13 protein-coding genes are annotated in these 12,871 nt (G+C 73.6%); 10 read left to right on the forward strand and 3 right to left on the reverse strand.

The annotated features are described in order from the left end of the window. Nucleotides 1-84 precede the first annotated feature (84 nt). Nucleotides 85-1,881 carry an AMP-dependent synthetase/ligase gene (locus tag ACOTKD_RS06245; protein ID WP_424887843.1) on the reverse strand — a complete coding sequence of 599 codons (1,797 nt, stop codon included), beginning with the start codon at nt 1,879-1,881 and terminating at the stop codon, nt 85-87. Nucleotides 1,882-2,173: 292 nt separating this feature from the next. On the opposite strand from ACOTKD_RS06245, the gene ACOTKD_RS06250 reads away from it, so the two are divergent. The 6 genes from ACOTKD_RS06250 to ACOTKD_RS06275 all read left to right on the forward strand — a co-directional run bounded on the left by ACOTKD_RS06250 (nt 2,174) and on the right by ACOTKD_RS06275 (nt 7,347). Further along, nucleotides 2,174-2,935, forward strand: coding sequence for a metallophosphoesterase family protein (locus tag ACOTKD_RS06250; protein WP_424887844.1), 762 nt, complete (start codon nt 2,174-2,176; stop codon nt 2,933-2,935). 67 nt (nt 2,936-3,002) lie between these two features. Further along, on the forward strand, nt 3,003-3,452 hold the full coding sequence (locus ACOTKD_RS06255; RefSeq protein ID WP_106676572.1) for an SRPBCC family protein: 450 nt from the start codon (nt 3,003-3,005) through the stop codon (nt 3,450-3,452). Between the two features lie 56 nt (nt 3,453-3,508). Further along, nucleotides 3,509-4,849: an ArsA family ATPase gene (locus ACOTKD_RS06260; RefSeq protein ID WP_424887845.1), complete on the forward strand. Its 1,341-nt coding sequence runs from the start codon at nt 3,509-3,511 to the stop codon at nt 4,847-4,849. 79 nt (nt 4,850-4,928) lie between these two features. Continuing rightward, nucleotides 4,929-5,390: a DUF5304 domain-containing protein gene (locus tag ACOTKD_RS06265; RefSeq protein WP_424887846.1), complete on the forward strand. Its 462-nt coding sequence runs from the start codon at nt 4,929-4,931 to the stop codon at nt 5,388-5,390. A gap of 57 nt (nt 5,391-5,447) precedes the next feature. Next, nucleotides 5,448-6,389 (forward strand): ROK family glucokinase, encoded by a 942-nt coding sequence (locus tag ACOTKD_RS06270; protein ID WP_302860117.1) that lies wholly within the window; start codon nt 5,448-5,450, stop codon nt 6,387-6,389. Between the two features lie 178 nt (nt 6,390-6,567). Further along, on the forward strand, nt 6,568-7,347 hold the full coding sequence (locus tag ACOTKD_RS06275; RefSeq protein ID WP_424887847.1) for an endonuclease/exonuclease/phosphatase family protein: 780 nt from the start codon (nt 6,568-6,570) through the stop codon (nt 7,345-7,347). A gap of 108 nt (nt 7,348-7,455) precedes the next feature. Here ACOTKD_RS06275 and ACOTKD_RS06280 read toward each other — a convergent pair whose 3' ends face one another. Together ACOTKD_RS06280 and ACOTKD_RS06285 are read right to left on the reverse strand one after the other, a co-directional pair. Then, a complete protein-coding gene (locus ACOTKD_RS06280; RefSeq protein WP_424887848.1) occupies nt 7,456-8,040 on the reverse strand; it encodes a hypothetical protein in 585 nt (194 codons plus the stop codon). Next, on the reverse strand, nt 8,033-8,812 hold the full coding sequence (locus ACOTKD_RS06285) for an alpha/beta hydrolase (protein WP_424887849.1): 780 nt from the start codon (nt 8,810-8,812) through the stop codon (nt 8,033-8,035). The genes ACOTKD_RS06280 and ACOTKD_RS06285 overlap by 8 nt, the downstream gene beginning before the upstream one ends. Nucleotides 8,813-8,938: 126 nt before the next feature. Between ACOTKD_RS06285 and ACOTKD_RS06290 the strand changes: the two genes are divergently transcribed. Genes ACOTKD_RS06290 through ACOTKD_RS06305 form a run of 4 tightly spaced genes read left to right on the forward strand, consistent with a single transcriptional unit; the run spans nt 8,939 to nt 12,759 of the window. After that, nucleotides 8,939-9,715, forward strand: a complete 777-nt coding sequence (locus ACOTKD_RS06290) for a lysophospholipid acyltransferase family protein (protein WP_424887850.1) — start codon at nt 8,939-8,941, stop codon at nt 9,713-9,715. A 49-nt stretch (nt 9,716-9,764) separates the two neighbouring features. After that, nucleotides 9,765-10,991 (forward strand): MacS family sensor histidine kinase, encoded by a 1,227-nt coding sequence (gene macS, locus ACOTKD_RS06295; RefSeq protein WP_424887851.1) that lies wholly within the window; start codon nt 9,765-9,767, stop codon nt 10,989-10,991. After that, nucleotides 10,988-11,680, forward strand: a complete 693-nt coding sequence (locus ACOTKD_RS06300) for a response regulator (protein ID WP_424887852.1) — start codon at nt 10,988-10,990, stop codon at nt 11,678-11,680. Before macS ends, ACOTKD_RS06300 begins: the two co-directional genes overlap by 4 nt. A 47-nt stretch (nt 11,681-11,727) precedes the next feature. Beyond that, nucleotides 11,728-12,759 carry a 6-phosphofructokinase gene (locus ACOTKD_RS06305; RefSeq protein ID WP_424887853.1) on the forward strand — a complete coding sequence of 344 codons (1,032 nt, stop codon included), beginning with the start codon at nt 11,728-11,730 and terminating at the stop codon, nt 12,757-12,759. Nucleotides 12,760-12,871: the final 112 nt, after the last annotated feature.

A 12,871-nucleotide genomic window follows, 5' to 3' on the forward strand; every position in this document is an offset into this window, starting at 1 on the left:
GTCGCCCCCCCCCCGCCCGCCGCCGGGCGCCCTCACCCACCCCCCCCCCCCCCCCCCCCCGCCGCGACAGGGAACGCCGGGCCGCTACGCGCGGTAAATGGCCTCGATCTCGTCGGCGAAGTCCTTCGCCACGACGTTCCGCTTCAGCTTCAGCGACGGCGTCACGTGCCCCGACGCCTCCGTGAACTGCGCGGGCAGGATGCGGAACTTGCGCACCGATTCGGCCTTCGACACCGCGGCGTTGCCGTCGTCGACGGCCTTCTGCACGTCCGCCAGCAGGTCCGGGTCCTCGGCCAGTTCGGCCGGCGTCGTCCCGGCCGGCTTGCCGTGGTCGGCGAGCCAGCGCGGCAGGAAGTCCTCGTCGAGGGTGATGAGCGCGCCGACGAAGGGCCGGGCGTCGCCGACGACCATGCACTCGGCGATCAGGGCGTGCGCCCGGATGCGGTCCTCGATCACGGCCGGGGCGACGTTCTTGCCGCCCGCGGTGACGATGATCTCCTTCTTGCGGCCGGTGATCGTGAGGTAGCCGTCCTCGTCGAGGGTGCCGAGGTCGCCGGTGTGGAACCAGGCGTCGGACATGGCCTCCTCGGTGGCCGCCTCGTTGTTCCAGTAGCCCTGGAAGAGGTGCTCGCCGTGCAGCAGCACCTCGCCGTCGTCGGCGATGCGCACGACCGAGCCGGGCAGCGGCTGCCCGACCGTGCCGATCTTCGGCCGGTCCCAGGGGTTGAACGCGGTCGCGGCGCAGGACTCGGTGAGGCCGTAGCCCTCCAGGACCGTGAAGCCGATGCCGCGGTAGAAGTGGCCCAGGCGCTCGCCCAGCGGCCCGCCGCCGGAGATGGCGTGGGTCGCCCGGCCGCCGAGGACGGCCCGCAGCTTGCCGTAGACGAGCTTGTCGAAGACGGCGTGCTTGACGCGCAGGCCGAGGCCCGGCCCGGAAGGGGTGTCCAGGGCCCGGCTGTAGGCGATGGCGGTGTCCGCGGCCTTGTCGAAGATCTTGCCCTTGCCGTCGGCCTGGGCCTTGGCGCGGGCGCCGTTGTAGACCTTCTCGAAGACGCGGGGCACGCCCAGGATCAGGGTGGGGCGGAAGGAGGCGAGCTCGTCCGTGAGGTTGCGGATGTCGGGCACGCAGCCCAGGCGGATCGGCGCGAGCATCGCGCAGATCTCCACCAGCCGGCCGAAGACGTGGGCGGTGGGGAGGAAGAGCAGGACGGACGAGTCGCCCGTGTTGAACAGCGGCTTGAGCCGCTCCACGGCGTTGCCGCACTCCGCGAAGAACGCGCGGTGGGTGAGGACGCAGCCCTTGGGGCGGCCCGTGGTGCCGGAGGTGTAGACGATGGTCGCGGGCGAGTCGGCGTTCGCCAGGGCGCTGCGCTCGTCGACCTCCTCGTCCGTGACGTCGGCACCGGCCTCGCCGAGCTCGCCGACGGCGCCGGCCTCGATCTGCCAGACGTGCGCGAGCGCGGGCAGCCGGTCCCTCACGGACTCGACGGCCGCTTCGCGCTCTGCGGTCTCGACGATGCAGCCGACCGCGCCGGAGTCGCTGAGGATCCACTGGATCTGCTCGGCCGAGCTGGTCTCGTACACCGGCACGGTGACGCCGCCGGCGCTCCAGATCGCGAAGTCCAGCAGCGTCCACTCGTAACGCGTGCGGGACATCAGGGCGACCCGGTCGCCCGGCCGCACGCCGGAGGCGATCAGGCCCTTGGCGGCCGTCCGGACCTCGGCGAGGAAGGCGGCGGCGGTGACGTCCTCCCAGCGGTTGCCGGCCTTGCGGCCTATGACGACGACATCGGGGCGCTGCGCGGCGTTGCGGCGGATCAGATCCGTCAGGTTTCCGTCCGCAGGGACCTCATAGAGGGCCGGAAGGCTGAACTCGCGCAAGACTGCTGCTCCTCGTCGGGCGCCGGCGCCGCCGCGTCTTCGAGGGGCGCTGCTCGGCTGCGGTCCATGATCAGGCAAGGGGGGTAGTGGACTGCCCGGACGTTACCCACCAGTACGGCTTTCGAATAGGGGGCTGCGCCCAGATGTTCTCTGCGTCACATGCCCCGGGACTCCTTCGACGCACCCTAGCCCCTCCGTTTGGTGACCCGGAAGTAACCACGGGAGTAACCGCAGGTCGCAGCCCTTCCGGAGGCCCGGCCGCAGCGCCTAGGGTGATCGGTATGGAGGCGCTATGAGGGTTCACGTGGTCAGCGACGTGCACGGCAACAGCACGGCTCTCGCACGGGCGGGCGACGGCGCCGACGCCCTGGTCTGCCTGGGCGACCTGGTTCTCTTCCTCGACTACGCGGACCACTCGCGCGGCATCTTCCCCGAGCTCTTCGGCGTGGAGAAGGCCGACCGGATCGTCGAGCTGCGCACCGCCCGCCGCTTCGCCGAGGCCCGCGAGCTGGCCCGCAGCCTGTGGCACGGCATGGACCGGGACGCCGCGATCGAGGGCGCCGTCCGCAAGCAGTACGCCGAACTCTTCGCCGCCTTCCCCGCGCCCACGTACGCCACCTACGGGAATGTCGACATCCCCCGGCTCTGGCCGGAATTCGCGCAGGAGGGCACGACCGTCCTCGACGGCGAGCGCGCCGAGATCGGCGGTCTCGTCTTCGGCTTCGTCGGCGGCGGCCTGCCCTCGCCCATGCGCACCCCCCACGAGATCTCCGAGGAGGAGTACGCGGCCAAGGTCGCGGCCCTCGGCGACGTCGACGTGCTCTGCTCGCACATCCCGCCCGACGTGCCCGAACTCTGCTACGACACCGTCGCCCGGCGCTTCGAGCGCGGCAGCGCGGCCCTCCTCGACGCCATCCGCGCCACCTCGCCCCGGTACGCCCTTTTCGGCCACGTCCACCAGCCGCTCGCCCGCCGGATGCGGATCGGGGCGACGGAATGCGTCAACGTCGGCCACTTCGCCTCCACGGGCACACCCTGGGTGCTGGAGTGGTGACGGGCAGCGCGATGTAGCCTTCAGCGGCAGACACCAGGCGGCGGACCGGTACGGAGGAGCCACGGAGATGGCGGAACACACGAGCTCGAGCATCACGATCGAGGCGACCCCTGCCGAGGTGATGGCCGTGATCGCCGACTTCGGCCGCTACGCGGAGTGGACCGGAGAGGTCAAGCAGGCCGAGGTGCTGGAGAAGGACGAGCAGGGCCGCGCCACGCAGGTGCGCCTCGTGCTGGACGCCGGCGCCATCAAGGACGACCACGTGCTGGCCTACAGCTGGCCCGAGCCCGGCGTGGTGAAGTGGTCGCTGGTCAAGTCGCAGATGCTGCGCCAGATCGACGGCTCGTACAGCCTCGCCCCCGTCGCGGGCGGCAAGCACACCGAGGTCACGTACCAGCTCACCGTCGACGTCAAGATCCCCATGCTCGGGATGATCAAGCGCAAGGCGGAGAAGGTCATCATCGACCGCGCCCTCGACGGCCTCAAGAAGCGCGTCGAGAGCGGCACCGCTTCCTGACCCCGGGCGCACCGACCGCTCCCGTACGCGTCACGTCACCGCTGGAGGCTCCCCCTTTGCGCACGGTCCTCGTCACCGGTCCCGGCGGCGCGGGCCGCACCACCGCCGCGGCGGCCACGGCCCTCGCCGCGGCCCGCGAGGGGCGGCGCGTCCTGCTCCTCACCGCCGACCGCGGCCCCGCGCCCGAAGCCGTGCTCGGCACCGCCCTGCCCGCACCCGGGCCGGGCAGCGGCGCGCTCTGGGGGCCGCCCGCGGAGGCGGCGCCCGGGCTGCACGCCGCCCGCATCGCCACCGGCGAGCACTTCCAGGACCGCGCCCGCGACCTCCAGGAGCGCGGCGCCTCCCTCTTCGACCTGCTCGGCGCGAGCCCCCTCGACCCCGAGGAACTCACCGAGCTCCCCGGCGCCGAACCCCTCGCGCTGCTCACCGCCCTGCGCGCCGCCCACGAGGAGCGCGCCTGGGACCTGCTCGTCGCCGACCTGCCGCCCCTGCACGCCACGGTGCGGCTGCTCGGCCTCCCCGAACAGCTGCGCCGCTACCTGCGCCGGCTGCTGCCCGCCGAGCGGCAGGCCGCCCGCGCCCTGCGCCCGATGCTCGCCCAGCTCGCCGGCGTGCCCATGCCCGCCCAGCGGCTGTACGAGACCGCCGAGCGCTGGGAGGCCGAGCTCGCCGCCGTCCAGGACGTCCTCGAAGCGGACGGCACGACCGTGCGGCTCGTCGCCGAACCCGGCCCCCTCGCCCTCGGCGAACTGCGCCTGGCCCGCGCCGCGCTCGCCCTCCAGGGCTGCCGCGTCGACGCCCTCGTCGCCAACCGGCTGCTGCCCGGCACCACCGGCGACGCCCCTCCCGCCGACCCCTGGCTCGCCGGTCTCGCCGCCGAGCAGCTCACCGCCCACAAGACCCTGCACGAGGAGTTCCTCGTCGACGGCGTCACCGTCTGCGAGCTGCCGCACCTCGGCCGCGGCCCGCGCGGCCCGCAGGACCTCGCCGAGCTCGCCGCACGCGCCCGCTCGACCACCATCGGCGTGGCCGCGGGGGCGAGCGAGAGGGGCAGCGGTCCGGCCGGCGGCGTCGGCGTCATACCCGGCGGCGGCCTCACCGACGAGCTCGACGGCTGGCAGGGCACCGGCAGCGCCGCCGGCGACCGGACCGTCGAGGACCGCCTCGCCACCGACGGCGTGCTGCTGTGGCGCCTCCCCCTGCCCGGCGCCGCCCGCGACGAGATCGACCTCCTGCGCCGCGGCGACGAACTCATCGTCGGAGTCGGCCCGTTCCGCCGCGTCCTGCCCCTGCCCTCCGCGCTGCGCCGCTGCACCGTCTCGGGCGCCGGACTGCGGGACGGGGCGCTGTGCGTGCGCTTCACCCCCGACCCCGGCCTGTGGCCCAGGCCCTCCTGAACGGCACTGCCTGAACGGCACCCCGCCCTTCGGGTAACGTCGGAGAAAACCCCTGTTGCAGGAGCCAGGAGCAGCCGCCATGAGCGATCACACCGAGCGCCCCGCACCCGAGGCGGCGCCCGACCCCGATGCCTGGGAGCGGGCCTGCGCCGAGGACCTCGCGGCTGAGCGCGCCCGCCGCCGCACGCAGCAGGGCCCGGAGCCCGGCAGCGCCGCCGAGGAGCTGCGCAAGCTCGTCGACGCCGTCGCCGAGAAGGTCTCCGGCATCCAGCTGCCCGGCGGAGGCACCGCACAGGGCGTCGTCCAGCAGGTCATCGCCCAGGCCAAGGCCGCCGCCCTGCCCGTCATCGAGCGCAACCCCGACGTCTTCGACCACCTCGCCTCCGCCGGCTCCGAACTCCTGGCCGCCTACCGCGCCGCCGTCCAGGGCCAGGAGACCCGCTGGACCCGCGACGAGCCCGCCCCCGGCCCCGGACGGCCCGCCGGCCCCCGCGACGACGACGGGGGCAAGGGCGGGAGCGAACGCATCGACCTCGACTGATCTCCGGCTCCGGTACGGTGGGGCCCGGCGGGGTTCGAGCGAAAAACTGAGGGACACATGGGACTCACCATCGGCGTCGACATCGGCGGCACGAAGATCGCGGCCGGTGTGGTCGACGAAGCGGGCAGCATCCTCGCGACGTGCAAGGTGCCGACCCCGCCGACCCCCGAGGGCGTCATCGACGCCATCGCGGACGCGGTGCGCACGGTCAGCGAAGGCTTCGAGGTCGAGGCCGTCGGCATCGGCGCCGCCGGATACGTGGACGACAAGCGGGCCACCGTCCTCTTCGCCCCGAACATCAACTGGCGCCACGAGGCGCTCAAGGACAAGGTCGAGCAGCGCGTCGGCCTTCCCGTCGTCGTCGAGAACGACGCCAACGCCGCCGCCTGGGGCGAGTACCGCTTCGGCGCCGGCCAGGGCCACGACGACGTCATCTGCATCACGCTGGGCACCGGCCTCGGCGGCGGCATCATCATCGGCAACAAGCTGCGGCGCGGGCGCTTCGGCGTGGCCGCCGAGTTCGGCCACATCCGGGTCGTGCCGGACGGCCTGCTCTGCGGCTGCGGCAGCCAGGGCTGCTGGGAGCAGTACGCCTCCGGGCGCGCGCTCGTCCGCTACGCCAAGCAGCGCGCCAACGCCACCCCGGAGAACGCCGCGATCCTGCTGGGCCTCGGCGACGGCACGGTCGAGGGCATCGAGGGCAAGCACATCAGCGCCGCCGCCCGGCAGGGCGACCCGGTCGCCATCGACTCCTTCCGCGAGCTGGCCCGCTGGGCGGGCGCGGGCCTGGCCGACCTGGCCTCGCTCTTCGACCCCTCCGCGTTCATCGTCGGCGGCGGCGTCTCGGACGAGGGCGACCTCGTGCTCGACCCCATCCGCAAGTCGTTCAAGCGCTGGCTGATCGGCGGCCAGTGGCGCCCCCACGCGCAGGTGCTCGCCGCGCAGCTGGGCGGCAAGGCGGGGCTGGTCGGCGCGGCCGACCTGGCCCGTCAGGGGTAACCCCGCTTCGGGGGTGCCCCGTTTCCGTCCGCCGTCAGGCGATCTTTCTCCGCCGCAGCGGACATCGACCACGATGGTGGAGCCCGGGGGGGGCGCGCCGGCCCCAGGCCGGTGCGGCACCGCCGGACACCGCCGTCTCGCGTCCCGCCGTCGCGGCGGAGAGAGGTGACGGAGCGGAATGGGTTCAGCAACCGGAACGGGCACGGCGGCATTGCCGGATCTTCCGGCGTCCCGGACGGAGTCCGACGGCTCCGTCGTCATTCGCGTGCTCAGTTACAACATCCGCTCCATGCGCGACGACGTCGCGGCCCTCGCCCGGGTGATCCGGGCCTGCCGGCCCGACGTCGTCTGCGTTCAGGAGGCTCCGCGCTTCTTCCGCTGGCGCAAGGCCGCCGCCCGCCTCGCCCGGACCTCCGGGCTCGTGTACGTCTCGGGCGGCGCCACCGCCTCCGGCCCCATGATCCTCTCCTCGCTCCGCGCCCACGTGGAGCGCACCGAGGACGTCCTGCTGCCCCGTACCCCCGGTCTCCACCAGCGCGGCTTCGCGACCGCCGTGCTGCGGTTCGGCCGGGCCCGGCTCGGGGTCCTCAGCTGCCACCTGAGCATCAAGGACTGGGAGCGCCACGAGCAGGGCCGGCTGCTCCTCGACCGGCTGGCCGCCCTGGACGTGCCGCACGCCGTCGCGGCGGGCGACCTCAACGACCGCCCCGACGGCCGCACGTTCGGCCTGCTCGCGGACGCCCTGCAGGACGGCTGGGCGACGAAGCCGTGGGGGAGGGAGCACACCACCCGGCTCGGCGATCCGCTGCAGCGGATCGACGCGGTCTTCGCGACGGAGGGGGTGGAGGTGCTGGGGTGCGGGGTGCCCATGGGGCTGCCCGGCATCACCGAAGGGGATCTCCGGGCCGCGACGGATCACCTGCCGGTGCTGGCCGCCTTGCGGGTGCCTGCCGCATAGGCCCGTCGCCCGGCCGCGGCGGGAAGAATGTGCCCGCCGCGGCGGTGAAGCACCACCGCGGCGAGAGTCCGGCGGAATGCGCGGCCACCGGAGCCGTACGTGATCGCGCTAGACCACCGCTCCGCGGCCCGGGTCGTCGTCCTCCTCGTCACTGTCCTTCATCCGCAGGACGAGCGTCGCGAAGCCGCCCAGGAAGCCGCCGATGCCGATGGTGGTCAGCCACCAGGTGAGCGGCTGCTGCAGCAGGACCATGACCAGGAGCAGCAGCGGGCCGCCCAGCACGGCGATCCAGGCGAAGCGGGCCGTGACGTCGCCGGTGGGCAGGGGCGGCGGCTCGGGCGGGATGAAGTGGCCCTCGTCCGCGTCGGCCTCGACCGCGTCGTCCTCGGGGGGCTCCGGCGTGCTCCAGTCGCGGGGGCCGACGCCGGGCGCGTAGACGATGAAGCTGCCCGGCGGATCCTCGCGCGGGGCGGGCGGCGGCCCGGCGGAGTCGTCCTTCTCCGCCTCGCTCTCCCCGGCTCCGGCCCCGGTCCCGGCCCCCGCCCCGGCAGGGGCGTCGTCGTCGCCCGTGGCGGGCCAGCGGCCCTTCTCCGGATCGGGCTGTTCCCCGTACGCGGCGACGAGCTCCGCCCAGGCCGCGTCCTCGTCGAGCGGGTCGCGGCTCTCGTCGCGGCCCGCGTCACGCTCAGCCACGGGCGGCCGTCCCCTCCTCGGAGCCGACGCCGGAGAGCCGGCCGATGAACGCGTGGGTGTCCGCGAAGATGCGCTCCGCGTCGTGGTCGAGCGTGGCCACGTGGTAGCTGTGCTCCAGCAGCCGCTCGGTGACGTCCCGCGAGGAGACCCGGGCCAGGATGCGGGCCGAGTCGGCGGGCGGCACGATGTGGTCCTCGGGGCTGTGCATGAGCAGCAACGGCTGGGTGACCTGGGGAAGTTCGGCGTCGACGAGCTGGAAGAAGCGGCGCAGCGAGTGCGCGGCGTGCAGCGGCACCCGGTCGTAGCCGACCTCCTCGGAGCCCGGCTTGGCGATGTCGCTGGCGATACCCTTGGTGGAGCGCACGAAGTGGCGCACGACGGGCAGCGCCTTCGCGGCGACGCCGTGGACCTTGTTGCCCGGGTTGACGAGCACGATGCCGCTGACGGCGTCCCCGTGGCGGGCCGCGAGCCGCAGGGCCAGGGCCCCGCCCATCGACAGGCCGCACACGAACACCTGGGAGCACCGTTCACGCAGCTCCCGCAGCGCGTGGTCGACCTCCGCGTACCAGTCCTGCCAGCCGGTGAGCTGCATGTCCTGCCAGCGGGTGCCGTGGCCGGGCAGCAGCGGCAGCGAGACGCTCAGGCCGCGCTCCGCCAGATGGTCCGCCCAGGGCCGTACGGACTGCGGGGAACCGGTGAAGCCGTGACACACGAGGACGCCTACCTCTCCGCCTTCGTGGCGGAACGGCTCGGCTCCGGGGAGGAGCGGCACCGGGATCTCCGATCGGTGGAACGGGGGTAAGGGAGGACGCAGGGGGTCCGGCCCTCAGCGTACGCGGAGCGCCGCACGGCGGGTAGGCAGGTTAAGGTCTCCTCGTCACACACAGGAGGTTCTCGGTTGTTCTACGGCGCTATGAAGGTGTCCATCGGCGGGTCGCTGAAGCTTGCCTTCCGGCCGTGGGTGGAGGGCCTGGAGAACATCCCGGCCGAGGGGCCCGCGATCCTCGCGAGCAACCACCTGTCGTTCTCGGATTCCTTCTTCCTCCCGGCGGTGCTGGACCGCAAGGTCACGTTCATCGCGAAGCAGGAGTACTTCACCTCCCCCGGAGTCAAGGGGAAGCTGACGGCGGCGTTCTTCAAGGGCGTCGGTCAGCTGCCCGTGGACCGTTCGGGTGCCCGCGGCGCGGGTGAGGCCGCGGTCAAGAGCGCCATGGAGGTGCTGGAGCGCGGTGAGCTCTTCGGCATCTACCCGGAGGGCACGCGTTCCCCCGACGGCCGCCTCTACCGGGGCAAGCCGGGCGGCCTCGCCCGGGTGGCCCTGCTGTCCGGGGCGCCGGTGATCCCCGTCGCCATGATCGACACCGAGAAGGTGCAGCCCCCGGGCAAGGTGCTGCCCAAGATGGTGCGCCCGGGCATCCGGATCGGCGAGCCGCTGGACTTCAGCCGCTACCACGGCATGGACGGCGACCGCTTCATCCTGCGCTCGGTGACCGACGAGGTCATGTACAAGATCATGGAGCTGTCGGGCCAGGAGTACGTGGACATCTACGCGACCGCCGCCAAGCGGCAGATCGCGGAAGAGGCGAAGCGGAAGGCCGAGGAGGAGAAGGCGGCCAAGGCCGCCGGACTCGACAAGGCCGATCAGGCCGACCAGGCTGACCAGGCCGGCAAGTAAAGGGGAAGCGGCAGCCGGTGCGCGGGGCGCCCGGCTCGGGGGTTGGTCGATGACACCGCGCAGCAGGAAGCCGCGCGTCGTACGGATGTCGGTGGAGCTGCCGCTGTGGCGCGCGCTGACCGGCTACCGCGTGCTGACGCTCTGCTACGCCCTGGCGATCTTCGCCGTCAACTACCACGAGTACGCACATCCGCTCGGCGGCGCCGTCTACATGGGCGTACTCACCGGGTGGACGGCGCTCACGTGGAACCGGACCTCGGTGCCCGAGCGGTGCACGAAGCGGTTCCTCACGGCCGACCTGGCCGTCGCACTCGCCGGAATCCTGGTCACCGCCGCCGTCGACACCCAGGCGCGGATCGACGGCGGCGCGGCCACCCTGCCGTCCATCTGGACCGGTGGCGCCGTACTGGGCCTGGCCATCAAGGGCGGCTGGCGCTGGGCGGCCGTCGGCTCCACCCTCGTGGCCGTCGCCAACCTCGCCGAGCGCGGCAGCCCCGCCCGGGACACCGTCCACAACGTGCTCCTGGTGTGGGTCTCCAGCATCGCCATCGGCTACATCGTCGAGGTCGCCCGCGCCAGCGAGCGCACCCTCGCCCGCGCGCTGCGGATCGAGGCCGCCACCCGCGAGCGCGAGCGGCTCGCCCGCGACATCCACGACGGCGTCCTCCAGGTGCTGGCCATGGTGCAGCGGCGCGGTGCCGCGCTGGGCGGCGAGGCGGCCGAGCTCGGCCGGATGGCCGGTGAGCAGGAGATCGCGCTGCGCACCCTGGTCGCCGGGGGCCTGCTGCCCCCGCAGCGCTCCGCCGAGGAGCCCGCCGGGGACGCGGAGCCGGCCGGCGCCGCGCCGGACGCCCCGCGCATCCCCGCCGGCCCCATCGACGTCGGGGCGCTGCTCGCCCCGCACGCGGGCGCCGGCGTCTCCTTCGCCGGGCCGGGCACCCCCGTCCTGCTGGAGGCGGCCGCCGCCGCCGAGCTCGCCGCCGCCGTCGGCGCCGCCCTGGACAACGTGCGCAAGCACGCGGGCGACGGGGCACGGGCCTGGATCCTGCTGGAGGACGAGCCCGACGCGGTGATCGTCAGCGTGCGCGACGACGGCCCCGGCATCCCCGAGGGCCGTCTCGCGGACGCCGAACGCGAGGGCCGCATGGGCGTCGCCCTGTCGATCCGCGGGCGCCTGCGCGACCTGGGCGGCAGCGCCGAGCTGGTGTCCGTCCCGGGCCAGGGCACCGAAGTCGAACTGAAGGTCCCACGGGGGAACGGAAGAGAACAGCGATGAGCGAAACCACAGCGGACACCGCAGCACGGCAGCCGGTCCGGGTCATGGTCGTCGACGACCACCCCATGTGGCGCGACGCCGTGGCCCGTGACCTGGCCGCCGCCGGCCACGACGTCGTGGCGACCGCCGGCGACGGCCCCGAGGCCGTCCGCCGCGCGAAGGCCGCCCGGCCCGACGTCCTCGTCCTCGACCTCAACCTGCCCGGCCTGCCGGGCGTGGCCGTCTGCAAGGAACTGGTCGGGGAGAACCCCGCCCTGCGCGTCCTCGTCCTCTCCGCCAGCGGCGAGCACGCCGACGTCCTGGAGGCCGTGAAGTCCGGCGCCACCGGCTATCTGCTGAAGTCGGCCAGCACGGAGGAGCTCGTCGACGCCGTCCGCCGCACCGCCGCCGGCGACCCCGTCTTCACCCCCGGCCTCGCCGGGCTGGTCCTCGGCGAGTACCGTCGGCTGGCCGCCGACCCCGCCCCGGCCGCGCCCGACGAGCCCAAGGCGCCCCGGCTCACCGACCGCGAGACCGAGGTGCTGCGCCTCGTCGCCAAGGGCCTGTCGTACAAGCAGATTGCCGAGCGGCTGGTTATTTCCCACCGCACGGTGCAGAACCATGTGCAGAACACCTTGGGCAAGCTCCAGTTGCACAACCGCGTGGAGCTCGTGCGCTACGCGATAGAGCGAGGTCTCGACGACGCCTGACCGCGCACTCCGGCCGCGGCGGCGTCCTCCGGCTGAAGGAGAGTGTCATGCGGATCGGAGTGCTGACCGGCGGCGGTGACTGCCCCGGGCTCAACGCGGTCATCCGCGCCGTCGTCCGCAAGGGCGTCCAGGACCATTCCTACGACTTCATCGGCTACCGGGACGGCTGGCGCGGCCTCCTCCACGGTGCCGTCTCCCGGCTCGACATCCCCGCCGTGCGCGGCATCCTCCCGCGCGGCGGCACCGTGCTCGGCTCCTCGCGCACCAACCCCTTCAAGGAGCCGGGCGGCGTCCGGCGGATCCGCGAGAACCTCGCCGAGGACGAGGTCGACGCCCTCATCGCCATCGGCGGCGAGGACACCCTCGGCGTCGCCGCCCTGCTCTGGAGCGAGCACGGCATCCCGTGCGTCGGCGTCCCCAAGACCATCGACAACGACCTCTCCGCCACCGACTACACCTTCGGCTTCGACACGGCGGTCGGCATCGCCACCGAGGCCATCGACCGGCTGCACACCACCGCCGAGTCCCACATGCGCGTCCTCGTCGTCGAGGTCATGGGCCGGCACGCGGGCTGGATCGCCCTGCACTCCGGCCTCGCCGGCGGCGCCAACGTCATCCTCATCCCCGAGCAGCGCTTCGACCTCGACGAGGTCTGCGGCTGGGTCACCTCCCGCTTCCGCGCGAGCTACGCCCCGATCGTCGTCGTCGCGGAGGGCGCCGTGCCCAAGGACGGCGACCTCGTCCTCAAGGACGGCACGTCGCACGACGCCTTCGGGCACGTACGGCTGTCCGGGGTGGGGGAGTGGCTCGCGAAGGAGATCGAACGGCGCACGGGCAAGGAGGCCCGGACCACGGTCCTGGGCCACGTCCAGCGGGGCGGCACGCCCAGCGCGTTCGACCGCTGGCTCGCGACGCGGTTCGGGCTGCACGCGATCGACGCGGTGCGGCAGCGGGAGTTCGGGCGGATGGTGGCCCTGCGGGGGACGGACATCGTGCGGGTGCCGCTGGCCGAGGCGACGGCCCGTTTGAAGACCGTGCCGGTCGAGCGCTACGAGGAGGCCAAGGTCTTCTTCGGCTGAGCACGTGGCAGGCTGCCGCCCCTGCGTCTCCGGCATTCCGCCGTGACCGGGTCGGCGCCGCGCCGCTCCGGGCCGTTTGCGGGGCTGCTTCGCTTTACGCCCCGCAAACGGC

The organism is Streptomyces sp. XH2, assembly GCF_049725035.1.
GTDB classification, from domain to species: Bacteria; Actinomycetota; Actinomycetes; order Streptomycetales; family Streptomycetaceae; genus Streptomyces; species Streptomyces roseoverticillatus.

Bases quoted from the DNA above. Each gene is read 5' to 3' on its own strand.
- ACOTKD_RS06250 (WP_424887844.1), top strand. From the start codon at position 2,174: ATGAGGGTTCACGTGGTCAGCGACGTGCACGGCAACAGCACGGCTCTC.
- ACOTKD_RS06255 (WP_106676572.1), top strand. From the start codon at position 3,003: ATGGCGGAACACACGAGCTCGAGCATCACGATCGAGGCGACCCCTGCC.
- ACOTKD_RS06265 (WP_424887846.1), top strand. From the start codon at position 4,929: ATGAGCGATCACACCGAGCGCCCCGCACCCGAGGCGGCGCCCGACCCC.
- ACOTKD_RS06270 (WP_302860117.1), top strand. From the start codon at position 5,448: ATGGGACTCACCATCGGCGTCGACATCGGCGGCACGAAGATCGCGGCC.
- ACOTKD_RS06275 (WP_424887847.1), top strand. From the start codon at position 6,568: ATGGGTTCAGCAACCGGAACGGGCACGGCGGCATTGCCGGATCTTCCG.
- macS (WP_424887851.1), top strand. From the start codon at position 9,765: ATGACACCGCGCAGCAGGAAGCCGCGCGTCGTACGGATGTCGGTGGAG.
- ACOTKD_RS06300 (WP_424887852.1), top strand. From the start codon at position 10,988: ATGAGCGAAACCACAGCGGACACCGCAGCACGGCAGCCGGTCCGGGTC.
- ACOTKD_RS06305 (WP_424887853.1), top strand. From the start codon at position 11,728: ATGCGGATCGGAGTGCTGACCGGCGGCGGTGACTGCCCCGGGCTCAAC.